This window comes from Bacillus cereus group sp. BfR-BA-01310, from assembly GCF_022664325.1.
Classification (GTDB): domain Bacteria; phylum Bacillota; class Bacilli; order Bacillales; family Bacillaceae_G; genus Bacillus_A; species Bacillus_A paramycoides.
The window spans coordinates 1-17,117 of sequence record NZ_JAKUHD010000042.1 but is presented as its reverse complement, the minus strand read 5'-3'; the positions used below and the strand labels follow the sequence as shown (position 1 = coordinate 17,117).

Genomic DNA, 17,117 nt, shown 5'->3' with positions numbered 1-17,117 from the left:
TTGAAATGAACGGTGAAGAGGATCACATACATATCCTGTTTGATGCTCCGCCACAAATTCACTTAGCTAATGTTGTGAATAGTTTTAAAACCGTTACTTCCCGCTATATACGAAAAGAGTTCCCGGATGAATTAAAACCTTTTTACTGGAAACCGTATTTTTGGAGTAGAAGTTACATGTTACTAACAACGGGAGGCGCACCAATTGAAGTTATACGTGCGTACATAGAGAATCAAGGGAAGTACATTACAGAAGGCTAACCTCCACTAAATCGAAGATTTTGAAGAGGTTAGCCTTCTTATTTTTGGTTCAAAGTCCTAATTCTTTCTATTGAAAAGATGCATGAATCTGCTCTAACACCTCATCGATATTATCCTTCGTAATCACAATACCAAAGTCTTTCGGGACATTGCTATCCACTTCATTCACAACTTTATGCGCGATCATCTGCCCGACTTCCGGTCTGAAATGATGTCCATCCATATAATTGTCTAAATTCTTTGTAACGGAATTGAGATACATGAAATGATGAACTTCTCCAAATACATCTACAGCGTCATGAAGCCATCTTTTATAATCTTCCCATCGCCCTGACTGAATCATCGTACGGAACAGAGGCTCTGAAACAGGCGTTGTAAAAATATAAAACTTCGTATTCGGATTATGAGCCTTTACTGTTCCTAATATTTCTTTCATATTTTGATACTCATAATTCCCGCCGTAAATCTCTCTACTAAACTTATCTACTTGCGCTGCTATTTGTGCATCGCGTTCTTCTTTCGTATAATCACGCATTGACTTTACATTCTCTCGATTGTACCGGTCAATAGCCGTATTATGATGGATAGAGTTTTCAATTGTATTCTTTGAATAGGTAATCCCGTCCATACTCACATACGATTTAATCGGGTACAATAAACTTTGCGCCTGATTAATATACACTTCTGGTTTATCAAAGCCGATTTCTCTATTTTTGTTCGTTCCAAGAAAATCTAAACCGAGTACAATTGACGATAATTCACCGCCTTTTTGTTCTTTCGCATATTCAATATACGCATCATATTCACGAGGGTCTGTACTACTCACCGCATAATTAAATGCGTTTAACCCGGTGAAGTCATTCTCGTTAATAAAAGTCGTTCTACTACTTCCAAGTATAACTCCATCATATGTAAACGGACGGTATGTTATATAATTCGTTTTCTGCTGTCTCTCGTTAAACCCAAACTGAACATCATTCCACTTATTTTTATGCGGGAATAACCAAAGTGAATCTATACAGCTATTAAATATCCCAACACCTACAAGAGGAACAAAAACACATACAAAGACGAAAATAAGCCACTGTTTGTTTTTCATATTCTCCACCTAGAAATTAAAGTATAAAAACTCACTAATACTCGTTAAATGTAACACGCTATATACGAGCAATATTGCAGTAAATAAAGCGGTCCATACATTCGGACGGAATGAATCTTTTAACTGAATCGAATTTTTTAAGAAGAAACTAATACATAACGCCCCAAAAATGTACGCTACCATTTTCGGATCTAATAAAGATACATGGTACCCTTCTGTAAATGAAACACCGTACTCTTTTAAAAATTGCAACTTCTCTATTATAAATGCTGGGAATACGCTATTTGCTAATTCGAATCCATTTAATCCAAACATTCCTTTTAACACTTTCACCGCATCATGCATAGATGTTGCCCTAAAGAATACCCACGTTATATTAATAAAGAAAAACGTAACGAGCCAACCAGCAAAGGCCGGCATGCGCCCTCCCACTTTACTCCATAAGCGATGAATAACAGAAGCTGCGCCGTGCAGGAAGCCCCAAAAAATAAATGTCCAGCCAGCTCCATGCCAAAGTCCACTTATTAAAAATACAATCATAATATTCACGTATGTACGTGTAATCCCTTTTCGATTTCCTCCTAGAGAAATATATACATACTTCGTTAAAAACTGGCTAAGCGTCATATGCCAACGATGCCAAAAATCTTGTATATTCACTGCTTTATATGGTGAATTAAAGTTTTGAGGTAATTTAATATTGAACATTAAGGCGATTCCAATTGCCATATCACTATATCCACTAAAATCAAAATATAATTGGAACGTAAACGCTAACGACGAAAGCCACGCTTCGACGAATGTTAATGATTGCTGCACATCAAACCCTTCACGTACAAGAGGTGATAATACATCTGCAATACCTACTTTTTTGAAAATACCAATTGCAAATACGAAAATCCCAAGAACGATATACTTCGATTGCCAACGCTTTTTACTATCATCAGCAAACTGCGGCATAATTTGCGCATGATGTACAATCGGCCCTGCAATAAGCTGCGGGAAAAACGTTACAAACAACGCGTAATCAAGAAAATGACATGCCTTCGTTTCCCCGCGATACGTGTCTACTAAAAATGCTATCTTTTGAAACGTATAGAAACTAATCGCAAGCGGTAACGTTAATGATAATAATGTAAAATGAGTTCCAATTAATGCATTAACATTTTGTAAGAAGAAATCATAATACTTGAAATAACTAAGCATCCCAATATTAAATATTAACCCTACTATTAAAAGAAATTTACTCTTACGCTTCACGAGCCTCATTCCGATAAAGTAGTTCACAATGAGCGACACTAACATAAGCGGTAAATATTTCACATTCCAATAACTATAGAAAAATAAAGAGGCCGCAACGAGCCAAGCTTTCGCTAATGTAGCATGTCCAAATTTATTTAATAGAAAATATAAAAGAAATGCTATCGGTAAAAATAAAAAAATAAACTCAAACGAGTTAAATAACACACCATCTCTTCCCTTCTAAACAAATCACACCTTATTCATCTTATCTTATCCAAATAATGAGTGTCAAAAGGATTCCGTCCCTCTTTTCTTCTATTATATATAGTAATCATTTTAATCGAATTATTAATATGCCAAAATAATAAAGGCGCTTTTATATAAAAAAATATATAATAGGAATGTCGGTTTTTTGCACGAAATGTATTTTTGAAAAAAGTGAGGAGAGTCCTTTGGTATTTAGTAGTTCTATTTTCTTATTTATCTTTTTACCCCTCGTATTATTTTTCTATTTTATAGTGCGTGCCGAGCTACGTAATTCCGTATTACTTGCATTTAGTTTAATTTTCTATGCATGGGGAGAACCACGATTCGTCCTCTTAATGCTCTTTTCTATTTTATTAAACTACTGCTTCGGCCTACTCGTGCATCATTATGATAAACGAAAAAATATGAAAGTCACATTTTTAATTATGGCTGTGGTCGGAAATATTTTATTACTTTCTTATTTTAAATATATTTCCTTTTTCACAGACATTTTGAATCAAACTTTGCATTTATCTATTCATGTGGAACCTATTCCACTTCCTATTGGAATTTCTTTCTATACGTTCCAAGCGATGTCCTATGTTATTGACATATACCGTAAAGATGGAGATGTTCAAAAAAATCCACTTAACTTAGCGTTATATATATCAATTTTCCCGCAGCTCATTGCCGGACCAATCGTTCGTTACAATATCGTTGCTGAACAAATTAAAACGCGCATCCATTCTTTTGAACGATTTACAGAAGGTATCCAAATTTTCGTTTTAGGATTAGCGAAAAAAATATTAATTGCTAACCAAGTTGGATTTGTCGCAGATAAAATCTTCGCCTTACCACCGTCTGAAATAAGCGTTGGAACGGCTTGGATTGGTATTATCGCCTATACTCTTCAAATCTATTTCGATTTCTCAGGGTACTCTGATATGGCAATTGGACTTGGAAAAATGTTCGGATTTGATTTCCCGAAAAACTTCAATTATCCGTACATCTCGAAATCCATTTCAGAATTTTGGAGAAGATGGCACATTACACTAGGTTCTTGGTTCCGCGACTATATATACATTCCGCTCGGCGGAAACCGTGTTTCAAAACTAGCAAATTACCGTAACCTCTTCATCGTATGGGGATTAACCGGTTTATGGCACGGAGCAAGCTGGACATTTATCGCCTGGGGCTTATATTACGGCTTTATTATCTCGATTGAAAAAGCTGGATTTGAGAAAATATTAAATAAGCTATGGAAACCGCTGCAACACGCATATGTACTAATCATCGTTATGATCGGTTGGGTCTTCTTCCGAGCTGATAATTTCGCTTACTCGTTCCAATATTTAAAAGCGATGTTTGGCATGCAGCGACAATCTTTCATTGATGACAACACAATGCTATATATACATGAATACATTATCGTATTTATCATTGCCTTTATCGCAGCGACACCAATTTTGAAACGTGTTAAAAACATATTAGAACTTGCGCCCAAAACGTATATGTTCACGATGCAAGTTGTACGTCCTATATTATTACTCACATTATTTATGATTTCGATTATGTATTTAATTAATTCGACGTATAATCCATTTATTTACTTCAGGTTTTAACTCATGTAGGAAGGAAAAGTTATTATGAAAAAATTGGGGAACATCGTCCTATTTATCGGTTTTCTCACCATTATCTTTTCATTTGGCATATTATCGCTTCTCAAAACTGACCGAGCAATTTCGCCCGTTGAAAATCGTCCGCTCGCTCAAAAACCAGCTCTTACAAAAGAAGCCCTCGCAAAAGGCAGCTTCTTTAAAGACTTTGAGACATATACAAACGATCAATTAATCGGAAGAGATGATCTCATTAAAAACTATACACTTACCCAAATTAAAATGGGCAAGTCTCTCATTAACGATATTATTCTAACTGATGATAAATGGCTTCTAAAAAACCCAGCTTGGACTACAAAATATAATGAGATTGACCAAGCTATGCCAGCTGTAAAAGACTTATCTCAGTTTTTAAAAGAACAAAATATTGAGTTTTACTTTGCTTTACCACCGTCCAAAACGAATGCATTATCATTTAAATTACCTTCTTATATTCACACATATGCACAGGAAAATTTAAATTATTTTCTAAATAAACTTCCAGCGGACGTAAAGCCAATTAAACTCATGGATTATTTTAAGCAAAACTATACAAATGAAGAAATACAAAGTATGTACTTCAAAACAGACCATCACTGGAATATGGATGGCGCCTTCTTAGGCTATCAATATATAATGAACACAATCGGGCAACAATCTTCTATATATAAAGGAAAAGAAATAAAAAAAGAAGATTACACTCGTACGTGCGCTCCAAATACACATCTAGTCGGGAGCTTTAACAACCAGCTATACCAACTGATCGATGCGACTGGTGAAAAACTATGCTACTACACACCGAAAGACGGTTTCAACTTTACAAGCGTAACCGCAAAAGATGTAAACGGCACTGTATATCGCACATTGGATGAACTATATGGCGTAGAAAAACAAAACGATACAACATCATACGCAGGTTATTACACGAACGATTATCCAGAAATCGTCATCGAAAATAACAATGCGCCAAATGATGTACGAGCTTTAGTCCTAAAAGATTCATTCGCAAACGCAATTGTGCCTCACTTAGCACAAAGCTTTAAACACACATCCATCCTCGACCTCCGTCACTATCACGAAAAGGATGTATATCAATACATTAAAGACAACAATATTAACATGGTATTGTTTGTGTATAGTGATTCAAATTTGAGCGGTGAAATGTTTAAGTTTAAAAACTAAAAGAAGCCTCTTGTAACCAATTTACAAGAGGCTTCTTCTTTATTTATTCCACTATTTGTGGGAAATAATAAATTAAACTATTATGGGTTTCGACATTGTTATTATTTCACTTGTACCTTCAACTACAAAAAGGAGAAAGATCTAGGAAATTTCCCTCTACCTCTCTAAAACTAAGATTACATCCCTCTTTTTATAGACTCTTTTGCATGTAAGTCACTAATAATATGTTTGGATGCTCTTGAAATTTGTTCTCGTAATTCCTCTACCCTTTGCCCTAAAGTTTCTTGCATATATTCTTTTTGTTCTATTTGGTTGATTGCCATGCTATATAGTGTCCCTGGCGTCCAGCCTCCATCTACACTCCCAATACTTGGTTGGTTTACTTGTTGTACAAACGAATCGATCTTTGGATCATATGAAATACCAATCATAGGAGTATTAGCAACTGCCGCTAATATAAGAGCATGGAGCCTCATTCCGATTAGCAAGGAGCATTCTGATAAAATAGAGATTTTTTCATGAATATCCATTTTATAAGGGAGCATGTGTGCTTCTTCTCCCATCAAATTAATGATTTCCCTTGATGCATTTTGATCAAATGGACCATGCATCGGTACAAATAAAATATGATATCCCTCTTGCTTAAGTCTTTTTAGCGTGCCTGCTAACTTCTTCATATAATTTTCTTTTGCATCCCAGTACCGTACACTAACCGCAACAATTTTCCCTTGTAAAGAATGTTTTTGCAGCCAATTGGTCTTCTTTTTTTCTGGCATACAAGCTAATACTGGATCTGGAACAAGTTCGATGTCTTTCTTAATACCAATTTCTTTTAAGTACAAAAAAGAGTCTTCATCACGCACTGATATATATTCAGCCTTAGATATATGCCATTTCACCAATAAACGATTTTGCTTCTTCGTAATAGGCCCGATTCCTTGGGCATAAATATAATACGGCTTTTTCAACAAAAGAGCCAACCGCATAATACCTGTATAATATAGAATACTTCTTATACTCGTCTTATCTTGCAAGAGGCTACCGCCTCCACTAATTAAACCATTACTTTTCTTTATTTCTCGGTAAACCGCTCCTATATCCCAACGATTTACCGCCTCTACACCGTACATTTCCCTTGTATAGTCGGGGTCATTAGAAAGTACAACAAGCTCAAGAGTAGGATCCTCTTCATGCAGCGCTTGAATAATTGATTGTAAAATTGCTTCGTCCCCAACATTATAAAAACCATAATATCCTGATAAAACTAACCGCACTCTTAGCCTCCTCCAACGTTTCACAATCAGCTCTTTTGTAATTAAACAAATTGCTATTAATTCCTTACCGAGAAAGGTTTGATAACTTCAAATTGAATTCTTTTAAAAACATATAACAAACCATACTTATTTATAAGGCTGTTCATTTTCTATAATAATCGAATTTATTTACGTAAAAACGGAATTTGTTCTTTCGATATCCAGTTTAATTTCAACGCACATACGCCATATAACAAGGAAGCTATTCCTAGCGCTACAGCACTATATATCATTGCAAAAAGTCTAGAATCTGTCACATTGATAAGTGTAGACACAAAGTATAATGCTGCCCCTAAAATACTAGATACTACAATCACCGCTATAAATTTCCCTATATGTATTGGATAGGAAAGGTCTTTTCTAATATAAATGTAATTCGCAATACAAATCAGTATATATATGATTAGAGTGCTATACGCTGCTCCATTTATACCAACTTGTTTTACTAGCGTTATATTTAAAATAATTTTTACGAAACTCGCACCAATGATAATCCATGCCGCTTGCATTGAACGCTTAATCCCTTGCAGAATTCCTATTGATAATACCGTAAGTGATGTGAAATACGAACTACCAATTAAAATGGCTAGCATGCCACTTCCTTTTGTGTCTGTAAATAATCCAACATTAAGCGGTACTGCGAGCGCCATAAGCCATATCGTTAGCGGCATTGTTAAAACATGCGCAAACTCATTTGTGCGCTTTACTGTCAATTTAGCTAAAGCTATATCTTTTTTTGTTAAAGCAGCTGTTAATAATGGAATTAATGGAAATACCATTGCGCTTGCAAGTACAACAATTAATTGCGTAAATGCAAAACCACGGCTATATATACCGAATTGCTCTTGAATAGTTGCAGAAGATTCATGTAGTACATGTGGAATTGTTACGGAATCAACTAAATTTAAAACCGGCATAGATAACGCTCCAATGGCAATGGGAATTGAAACACGGAGTATTTTTTTCGCGTTTTTCTTAAAGTCTTGTAACGAATACGTTTTACTCTTATAACGATACGTGCTTCTCACATATTTTACTCGTAAATATATAAGTGACGTAATAACGCCAAAGCAAGAACCAATCATCGCTCCACCTGTTATGATATCACTACTTTTATTCAAATATACAAATACATAAGCAATCGTTAGCATAAAGAACACGCGAATCAACTGCTCAATTACTTGTGATACGCCCGTAGGTATCATATCTCCAAATCCTTGGAAATATCCACGATACACTGCCATGTATGGTGCGATTAACAAGGCAAATGAGGTAATAATTAATGGTAGCCTCGTCTCTTGTCCACCAAGCATATTTGCAATACTACTCGATCCAATGATAATAATTAAAAATCCGAATATCCCACATATAACACCGATAATAGATGCGGACGTAAACAATTTAGCAATTCCGTCCTGATCATTTTTTTCATGAAGTTCAGCAATTAGCTGGGATATTGCTAGCGGAACCCCCGCTACTGATAAAGTTAAGGCTATCATATATACAGGAAAAACGAGGCGAAAAATCCCAAGTACTTCATCTCCCGCTATATTTTGCAATGGAATTTGAAAAAAACTCCCCACCACTTTCGATAGGAACGTTGTAATGGTTAAAATTGCAGCGCCTTTTACAAACTTTTTATTCATCTTCTATCTCTTTTCTTTCAAATATGATTTAAATAAATATCAAGTCAGTATTCTTGCTTAATCTAGAGAAACTTCACTCTATTTCATTTAGTTATCATACCAAATTTCTTATATATTGAATACTCTCGTTCCAAATATAATAAGTACAAAACAAGATTATTTCCATCCTATTTTCCCTTAAATTTACTACTTTTACTTATTCAAGATAAACCTGTAATATACTGTAACTCTTGTCAGTAAGAGGATTGTTTTCAACACGCTAAATTAAGTAAAATAATTCTTAAAATTCCCTTTTCAAGAGGAAGTTGAGAAATCTGAAAAAACAGACGCAATGTGACTTATTCAATCATCTTAAGTTTATAATTTCGTTAACCGTACACAATTAATTTGTGAAGGTAGCCATTTCTCAAATCCTAAATATAATTTGAAGTTAGATGATCTAATTGATGCTCAACAGATTTATAAAATCCAGACATAAGGATTCTCCACATAAGCAACACATATATAAATAATAAGAACCCCCACACTCTACAACGCAACTCGTGTGAAGGTTCTTATTATTATACTGCCTTAACTTCTAAAAACTGTAGTTTCTCTTTTTGCTCATCATTCGCCATCATAACTATCGTCTTTTCAACATGTGGATGTACATTTTCAAGCGTCACACTCGCTCCTACTTTATCTGACTGCTCAACAAAGTTTAATAACGCCATAGCGCCTGATACATCCATATAACGTACATCTTTCATACGTAAAACAACCGGTGACTTCACATCTTGTAAAGAAGTAAAAATACGATCTACTGATAGGAAAGAAAGTGATCCCTGAATCGTGTACGTCGCTTCTTTTTCTTTTATAATAGAAGCTTTCCGTTCTTTACATCTCACCATATATATAATGAAAGAAAGAATAATACCAAACGCAACAGCAACCATTAAATCAAATTTCACTGTCACAAACATCGTCACGAACATAACAATAACATCACCCTTTGGGGCTACGTGCACTTTCCTCATACTTTCCCAATCAAACATCCCTATACCAGTTAAAATTAAAATACCTGATAATACAGCAAGTGGGATATATTGTACCACCGAACCGAGTCCCATAATGAAAATAAATAATATGACACTATGCATACAAGCTGAAAGTGCCGTTTTCCCGCCACTTCTTATATTTACAATAGACCTAACAGTCGCCCCTGCTCCTGCTAATCCTCCGAACAAACCGCTCGCAATATTACCAATACCTTGTCCGATTAGCTCTTTATTACTTTTATGCCGTGTCCCTGTCACATTATCCATTACGACAGACGTTAATAATGAGTCAATGGATCCTAGTAAAGCAATACTTAGAGCTGGTAATACAAGTTCCAACATTCCCGATCCGCTTAAAGCCGGTACGTGAAGAGCTGGCATCGCCTCCGGAATTGCACCTATCTTTTCAATTACCTTATTTAAAGAAATAGTTCCTACAACCGGTAAGTGTACTGTAAGTCCTTGTAGCATAGAAGAAAATAACGGCAATAGTGCTGTAACACCTACTAATGCCACTAAACTTGATGGAATCGCCTTAATCCATTTTCCAGAAACAATCATTACAATAATCGTTAATAACACGAGTAGAAAACTATTTTGTACGTGCTTCATTTCACCTAAAATAATGATAAGTGCAATCCCATTCATAAACCCTGAAACTACAGAGTACGGAATATAGCGAACGTAAGAGCCAAGCTTACATACACCAAATAAAATTTGAAATACCCCTGCCATCATAAATGCAATAAAACTTGCTTCTAATCCGTAAGTTGCAATAACGCCTGTTGCAATAACTGTAATCGGCCCAGTTGGTCCAGTTACTTGCCCTGGTGTGCCGCCAAATAACGCCGCAAACAAACCTGCAAAAATCGCGCCATACAATCCGACTAGTGCCCCTTCAGACGTTCCCGTCGCGGCAATACCAAATGCAATTGCTAGCGGCAAAGCAACAATCGCAACAGTAAACCCTGCTAAACATTCCTTTGCTATTTTTTGAATCATAAAAAAACCACCTTCATATAAAGTCCACGTTCCATTGTACACCCAAAAAGATTCATTCGTTAGCGTATTTATAAGAAACTCTTTACAGTCTCGTGAAGTAAACGTATTCAATGAAAAGTTTCTCCCTTACCTTTGGAAACAATTACAACTATGCTATAATGAACAAATTAAATCTTTTACTATACACTTGGAGGCACTATGCTAACTTTTGAAGAAAAATTATCGATTATTGAATCTTTCCCAGAATTAGAAAGAAAGAACGTATCATTAAAACGCGTAAACTTTCACTTTGAAGAAAGTCGTTTAGATAAAAAGAACGTTGTATATCATTTACATCCAAACGGAAACGGATTTGTATACGCAAGCGGTATTAAAGGCTACAAAACGGACGACAAAGGTATGATTAACATCCGTGAATTTTCAGCAGAGGAATTACGTTCAGTAATTGAGCAATCCATTGAACTACTATCACAAGAAGAAATAGTAGTTCCTGCAGAACCTGCGAAAGAAGAAGAATGGCATAACGAAGATGGTCATATTCTTACTCTTATATCTGAGGATGACATGTGGAACGTTTACGCTGGCGTAAACTTAGACGGTACATTCAACTCTTATCCAGAAGCTGCGGAATACCTTGACGAAGAAGGTTTTTCACGTAAATAATAAGCTCTCCACTATGTATGATACCCTCGTAAATTACGGGGTATCATACATCAAATTATGCAATCAAAACTTCTTATTCTCACTATCCCCTATAAAACTTTGAAGTTGACAACTATAAGACTCCGTATTAAAAACATCATTAACTAACTCCACTTCAATAAAACTCTCCACTTCTATATTGTTTTCTTTTACATATTTAATCATGGTATTTCTACGTTCCTCTTCATTCTCTTTACTATACGCTAATGTTAAATATTTCCCGCCCGGTAATATTTTTATATTTTGCTCCTCTTCCATATGTACATTATCTTGCACCTTATTAAAAACATACTTTGGTTCTACATCCCACTTTTCATTTACATTGTATAAAATCCCCATTTCCATTGACATTTTCCCTTCATAATTTTGAATGATTTTCTCCAAATCGGAATAATAAAGTAACTCTTGTAAACTCCCCACTTCTTTACAAGGGGCTACAATTACATAACGCTGTTCAAAGAACTGAATAGATATTTCATCATTCTTTAATATATCCTGTGAACTTCCTACTTTCGCATTTAAACAATCAATCGTTTCGATTACTTCTTTCATTTTCTTTATATTTTCTTCCGCTTCTTCTCTCTTTAATTGTAAAAATTGCAGCAATTTATCCGTATTACATTCCTTAAAAATCTCTTGAAGTTCTACTATACTGGTGTTTAACTCTCTACAGCTTTTTATAATATCAATGTGAATAAATTGATCTATAGAATAATATCTATATCCAGTTGATTCATCAATATGTTTTGGAATAAGAATCCCCATTTTATGATAGTACCTTAATGCTTTTATCGTTATATCCTTTATTTTTGCAACTTCTCCAATAGAAAATAATTTTTTCACTTTAATCTCTTCCTTTATATTTTTTCCCTCACTACCATTGACTCTCCCCTTAGAGGAGACCTTACTATTTATATAATAAGTTATTTACATTGATAAAGGGAGTATACAATTATGAACACAGTAAAATATAGAAGTCTTGTTAAGGAAGACTATGAGCCTATAAAACATTTAATTGGCGAGGCATTTGGATTTAATCAATTCATTACAGATAAAAAATTTTTAAATTCATTATTAAGCTTCTATCTACAAAGTTGTATTTTAGGAAGTTCCTTTAGTAAGGTAGCTGAAAAAGATAATAAAATTATTGGTGTCATTTTAGGCGATTCCGAAAAGGATAAGAACCGTTTAAAGAAATTTCATAATACTTTTAGCTTTGCCTATAACACGCTTAAACTATTCATGACTAATAAAGAGAATAGAGAATTTTTAAAAGCATTTATAAAAGTTCAAAAAACATATAAAGAACTAATTAAAGGAAAAGAAGATCATTTTCAAGGCTGTATACAATTATTCATCGTATCCGAAGAATCTAGAGGTCTTGGAGTTGGGAAAACTTTAATGAATGCATTGTTCCAATATATGACAAAAGAAGATGTGACATCTTTATATTTATATACAGATAACGCATGCAACTATGGATTTTATGACAAGCAAAACTTCAAACGTGTACAAGAAAAAGCAATTCATTTTGGACCAAAGGAAGAAGATTTTAATATATTTTTATACCGCTATGATTTTCTCTAATAGCAACATTTACGACTCGACGCTCTTTACTAATTAGTAAAGAGCTATATTAAGTATGATCGATCCTATCTAGAAATACGAAGAGAATGTGGTTATCAAAAAACAATGCCAGCACAAGGTCTCCAGCCAAACTCTTTCACTGCCATCATACAAATTGTGGGTGAACCGTTTGGTGTGGGTTAATAACCAGTAGATGATGCTCTATTAATTAAAGTTTCAATTTATTACAGTGTAATTTAGAGTTTGAACTGTTCAACATGGAAAGAGGAAGATATTTAACAACATCAGTGTACATTGGGTATTGTACATGAGTAATACCGTAAAAAAGGAGCGCACAGCATGGAATGGATTTATGAATTATTTCAGCAATATGGGTATTATGTAGTACTTATTGGATTGCTGTTAGAATATATCGCTCTTCCGTTTCCAGGAGAGCCAACATTAGCCTATGCAGGATTTTTATCGCATCAAGGTGATTTGAGTTTACCAATTTTAATTATTTTATCCTTTATTGGGACAAGTGTAGGTATGACATTCCAATACTTTTTAGGAAATAAACTTGGCATGCCTTTCATTCAGAAATACGGGAAATATGTATTTTTAACACAACGAAAAATTGATTTAACGAAAATGTGGTTTGATAAATACGGATATTTTCTAATCTTTATCGCTTTTTTCATTCCAGGTGTCCGCCACTTTACAGGATACTTTGCAGGAATTATCAACTTACCGTTTCGCCGTTTTGCAATTACAATTTATTCAGGCGCCCTATTTTGGGTATCTTTCTTCTTAATTTGCGGTTACTGGTTAGGCGACAACTTACAAGATATATTCACAGTACTTGGACAGCACATTGGGAAAATTATTTTTGGTATGATTGCCATTATGCTAATCACCCGATTTCGCAAAAAGTTAAAGCATGTGTTTGTAAGAAATTAAAGCACGTATTTGTAAAAAACATAGTAGAGTAGAAAACTGAAACAGATTAAATGTTCTTTAGAGATGGCTCTGCCATCTCTTTTCCGTTTCAGCTTCCCCTCATCAAACCGTACGTGAGGTTTTCCCTCATATGGCTTTCCGATGTTTTGCCTTCTTTTGTTTTCAGTTTGTTCTAGCTTCCGACTTTCACGAGTATGTATGTTGTTTTGTTTGACATACGATGACAAAGTCATCGGCATATCGAATAAGTTATGTAAAAAGACAATAAAGTTATTTAATGTAGTGTAGTGCTATCCTAAGGGAAAGTAAAAAATCCCTCTTGGTAAATAGCATTATTTTTATACCGTAAACAGTTGTTTTTTATCTTTTAAAACACTTACAGGAAATTAGTATTTTTTAATCGAACACAAGTGACATTTCTGATAAACTCTTGCCCACAATACATTCCTCCATTTTACTTAGCAGGGGTCACCATACATGCCCATCAAGCTAAGTTTGGATTTTCTATGAACTATGGGTATAAATTCATCTTAAGTTGATAGTAATGGGTTTGTACACCTTTCATTACGAAAAAGAAAATTTTTGAAATATAACCATAAATTTCTATATCTATTCCGTATTTCGCTTTATAATGATAAAATGGTATTTTGTGATTACAAGAATTATATTATTCTGTTCAAATGGCATTTAAATTAAGCAATTTAAAGGGGTTATTAGAATATGGAAGAAGAAAATAATTTTTCAATTAAGAAAATGTGGAAGATAACTAATCCTTCTAAAATTCATTTTATCTCAGGGTTAGTATTATCTATTGTTTCAAGTGTAATTTCATTGATAATACCTTTATTAATAAAAGATATAATGGATGAACTTTCAACAGGTATATCTTTTGGTTTAATAAGTCAAATTTCTATTCTATTAGTTCTAGAAATAATTTTTTCAGCTTTTTCTCTTTATTTATTATCTAAGGTTGGGGAAGAAATAGTGAAAAACTTGCGTGATAAACTTTGGGAGAAGTTTTTAAAATTACCTGTAAAATATTACAATGATAATAAATCTGGTGAGATGGTAAGTAGAATAACTAGTGATACTACTGCAATAGTAAATATTATTTCATCTGAAATTATTGATTTAATCACGAGTTGTATAACATTAATACTTTCTTTAATTATTTTGTTTACGTTAGATGTTCCAATGACATTGGTTTTGATTTTAGTAGTACCGATAACCCTTTTTATTGTAATTCCTTTGGGAGAGAAGGTATATGACCTTTCTTTCCAAGAACAAAATAAAATGTCTCAGTTGACGGCTTATTTATCACAGACTCTTTCTGAAATAAAACTTGTGAAATCTTATAATACTGAATTGAAAGAAGCGGAAAATGGAAAAAAACATTTTGAGTTTCTTTATAAGAATGGAATAAAGAGGGCTAAAATTAATTCTATATTAACCCCAGTTTTAGGAACATTTACTACTTTAGTTTTAATTGGTGTAATAGGTTTTGGTGCCTGGAGGGTAGATCAAGGTCTTATTAGTTCTGGTGAGTTAGTAGCATTTTTATTGTATTTGTTTCAAATTATGTCTCCTTTTATACAAATGAATCATTTTTTAACGAGTTTTCAAGAGGCAAAAGGATCTATGAAAAGATTATTTGAAATTTTAGAAGAAAAAGAGGAAGTTCAAGTCGTTACCAAAACATGTATTGAATCTCCGACACAATTAGAGTTTAAAGATGTTTCTTTTAGATATGATGAAAAAGAGAATGTTATTGAAGATATTTCTTTTAAAATTAAGAAAGGTTCTTTAACAGCACTTGTCGGACCAAGTGGTTCTGGAAAAAGTACGATATTTTCGTTAATAGAAAGATTTTATGATCCAACTAATGGAGATATTTTATTAGATGACGTATCTTATAAAAATATACATGTAGAAGAATGGAGAGAGAAATTTAGTTATGTTTCGCAAGATACTCCAATTTTTTCAGGTACAATTAGAGATAACATTTTATATGGAAAAAATGATAAGGTTACAGACGATAAATTGATAGAAATTGCATCATTTGCAAATGCACATGAATTTATTGCTGGTTTATCGGATGGTTATAATACCCAGGTAGGAGAAAGAGGCAATCAACTTTCAGGTGGACAAAAACAACGTATTGCAATAGCTAGAGCTTTGATGCGTGATGCTGATTTTCTGTTATTAGATGAGGCCACAGCAAATCTAGATTCTGATTCAGAAAAACAAGTACAAAAGGCTATAAATACATTAATTCATAAACAAACAACTTTTGTAATAGCACATAGATTGTCTACTATTGTACATGCTGATCAAATTATTGTATTAGAGGATGGTAGAATTACAGGTTTTGGAGCTCATGAGGAGTTATTAGGTAATCATGAGTATTATCAAAAAATTATTAAACAGCAATTTGAAAGACAATAATTTATTATTTAAGAGTGAAAAATAGCAAGTATCTGGGGTTTCTTCACATATCCATCAACTTAAGAATTTTATAACACCCTAAATGAGAAAATTTCTCATTTATAGAGATTTACATTTGTTAGATTGATGGGCATGTATGGTGACCCCTAGTAAGTCGTTTTTATCAATCTTTTTTATAAATTATTGGACTTTATTTTAAATCAACATCTGCGGATACACCTCCCGCTATGGGCTAAAGCCAATTAACCCCTTATATAATCCCTCTGTTTTATACTCTTTCGCGTATAGTATGTAGTCTTTTGTTTTTAACTAATTTATTCTAAAAAGACTACGGAAATTTTAAAACCTAAAACAAGCATAACCCCGTTCTAAATTTAGGACGGGGTTAAAATATAGTTGTTTAATTTTCGATATAAGATACTTCACTGTACTCAAAAATATAACAATAAAGTCGTTTAATAATCTAAGGTTTATTCAACAATAGCGCCCTTTAATTGAATAAGGATTTTTTGCTTATTTGTATATTGCTAGGAAATTATCATTTCATTTGTGAATAAGACTACGTACTGATTTATGCTAAAAAACAGAATTCGATCCTATAACGACAGTGGCGTCTAGTTCCTCGTCTCTAGCCACTTTCGTGGTAAGCCCAGCACCAGCAAAGATTTCAAAGGTCTGAGTTGCCTGCATTTCGCTCGTCTCTATTAAAAGATGTCCTCCCGGTGCTAGCCAGAGAATTGCTTCTTTTGCTACTCTTCGCTG

At 33.9% G+C, this 17,117-nt stretch carries 13 protein-coding genes and 1 pseudogene; 7 read left to right on the top strand and 7 right to left on the bottom strand.

The genetic code is table 11. The features are described 5' to 3' along the window. On the top strand, positions 1 to 260 hold a 260-nt coding region (gene tnpA, locus MR109_RS28280; protein WP_242274704.1), incomplete at its 5' end, for an IS200/IS605 family transposase. Between the two features lie 67 nt (positions 261 to 327). Here tnpA and MR109_RS28275 read toward each other — a convergent pair. Both MR109_RS28275 and MR109_RS28270 read right to left on the bottom strand, forming a co-directional pair. Next, the gene (locus tag MR109_RS28275) at positions 328 to 1,359 is read right to left on the bottom strand and encodes a hypothetical protein (RefSeq protein ID WP_242274703.1); all 1,032 of its coding nucleotides are present in this window, start codon (positions 1,357 to 1,359) and stop codon (positions 328 to 330) included. Between the two features lie 9 nt (positions 1,360 to 1,368). Next, entirely contained in the window at positions 1,369 to 2,826 is a 1,458-nt protein-coding gene (locus MR109_RS28270) for an MBOAT family O-acyltransferase (protein WP_242274702.1), read from the bottom strand. 227 nt (positions 2,827 to 3,053) lie between these two features. On the opposite strand from MR109_RS28270, the gene MR109_RS28265 reads away from it, so the two are divergent. Continuing rightward, positions 3,054 to 4,469: an MBOAT family O-acyltransferase gene (locus MR109_RS28265; RefSeq protein ID WP_242274701.1), complete on the top strand. Its 1,416-nt coding sequence runs from the start codon at positions 3,054 to 3,056 to the stop codon at positions 4,467 to 4,469. A gap of 24 nt (positions 4,470 to 4,493) precedes the next feature. Continuing rightward, positions 4,494 to 5,684, top strand: coding sequence for a secondary cell wall polysaccharide O-acetyltransferase PatB1 (gene patB1, locus MR109_RS28260; RefSeq protein WP_242274700.1), 1,191 nt, complete (start codon positions 4,494 to 4,496; stop codon positions 5,682 to 5,684). Between the two features lie 176 nt (positions 5,685 to 5,860). Here the strand turns inward: patB1 and csaB are convergent, their stop codons facing one another. The 3 genes from csaB to MR109_RS28245 form a co-directional block, all read right to left on the bottom strand. After that, positions 5,861 to 6,958, bottom strand: a complete 1,098-nt coding sequence (gene csaB / locus MR109_RS28255) for a polysaccharide pyruvyl transferase CsaB (protein WP_071720448.1) — start codon at positions 6,956 to 6,958, stop codon at positions 5,861 to 5,863. Positions 6,959 to 7,122: 164 nt separating this feature from the next. After that, positions 7,123 to 8,643 (bottom strand): putative polysaccharide biosynthesis protein, encoded by a 1,521-nt coding sequence (locus tag MR109_RS28250; RefSeq protein WP_178940754.1) that lies wholly within the window; start codon positions 8,641 to 8,643, stop codon positions 7,123 to 7,125. A gap of 560 nt (positions 8,644 to 9,203) precedes the next feature. Then, complete coding sequence (locus MR109_RS28245) at positions 9,204 to 10,682, bottom strand: SulP family inorganic anion transporter (RefSeq protein WP_071720452.1); 1,479 nt, start codon at positions 10,680 to 10,682, stop codon at positions 9,204 to 9,206. A 198-nt stretch (positions 10,683 to 10,880) separates the two neighbouring features. On the opposite strand from MR109_RS28245, the gene MR109_RS28240 reads away from it, so the two are divergent. Further along, a complete protein-coding gene (locus tag MR109_RS28240; protein WP_002170575.1) occupies positions 10,881 to 11,345 on the top strand; it encodes a hypothetical protein in 465 nt (154 codons plus the stop codon). A gap of 63 nt (positions 11,346 to 11,408) precedes the next feature. Here MR109_RS28240 and MR109_RS28235 read toward each other — a convergent pair whose 3' ends face one another. Further along, a complete protein-coding gene (locus MR109_RS28235; protein ID WP_002170574.1) occupies positions 11,409 to 12,227 on the bottom strand; it encodes a MerR family transcriptional regulator in 819 nt (272 codons plus the stop codon). 111 nt (positions 12,228 to 12,338) lie between these two features. Here MR109_RS28235 and MR109_RS28230 point away from each other — a divergent pair, with 111 nt between their 5' ends. The 3 genes from MR109_RS28230 (at position 12,339) to MR109_RS28220 (ending at position 16,355) form a co-directional block, all read left to right on the top strand. Continuing rightward, positions 12,339 to 12,971 carry a GNAT family N-acetyltransferase gene (locus MR109_RS28230; RefSeq protein WP_071720454.1) on the top strand — a complete coding sequence of 211 codons (633 nt, stop codon included), beginning with the start codon at positions 12,339 to 12,341 and terminating at the stop codon, positions 12,969 to 12,971. A 339-nt stretch (positions 12,972 to 13,310) separates the two neighbouring features. Beyond that, complete coding sequence (locus MR109_RS28225) at positions 13,311 to 13,910, top strand: DedA family protein (protein ID WP_242274699.1); 600 nt, start codon at positions 13,311 to 13,313, stop codon at positions 13,908 to 13,910. 720 nt (positions 13,911 to 14,630) lie between these two features. Further along, positions 14,631 to 16,355, top strand: coding sequence for an ABC transporter ATP-binding protein (locus MR109_RS28220; protein ID WP_242274698.1), 1,725 nt, complete (start codon positions 14,631 to 14,633; stop codon positions 16,353 to 16,355). Between the two features lie 576 nt (positions 16,356 to 16,931). Here the strand turns inward: MR109_RS28220 and MR109_RS28215 are convergent. After that, positions 16,932 to 17,117, bottom strand: a pseudogene (locus MR109_RS28215) (putative protein N(5)-glutamine methyltransferase); the annotation flags it as partial.

Bases quoted from the DNA above. Each gene is read 5' to 3' on its own strand.
- MR109_RS28275 (WP_242274703.1), bottom strand. From the start codon at position 1,359: ATGAAAAACAAACAGTGGCTTATTTTCGTCTTTGTATGTGTTTTTGTT.
- patB1 (WP_242274700.1), top strand. From the start codon at position 4,494: ATGAAAAAATTGGGGAACATCGTCCTATTTATCGGTTTTCTCACCATT.
- MR109_RS28250 (WP_178940754.1), bottom strand. From the start codon at position 8,643: ATGAATAAAAAGTTTGTAAAAGGCGCTGCAATTTTAACCATTACAACG.
- MR109_RS28245 (WP_071720452.1), bottom strand. From the start codon at position 10,682: ATGATTCAAAAAATAGCAAAGGAATGTTTAGCAGGGTTTACTGTTGCG.
- MR109_RS28240 (WP_002170575.1), top strand. From the start codon at position 10,881: ATGCTAACTTTTGAAGAAAAATTATCGATTATTGAATCTTTCCCAGAA.
- MR109_RS28230 (WP_071720454.1), top strand. From the start codon at position 12,339: ATGAACACAGTAAAATATAGAAGTCTTGTTAAGGAAGACTATGAGCCT.
- MR109_RS28225 (WP_242274699.1), top strand. From the start codon at position 13,311: ATGGAATGGATTTATGAATTATTTCAGCAATATGGGTATTATGTAGTA.
- MR109_RS28220 (WP_242274698.1), top strand. From the start codon at position 14,631: ATGGAAGAAGAAAATAATTTTTCAATTAAGAAAATGTGGAAGATAACT.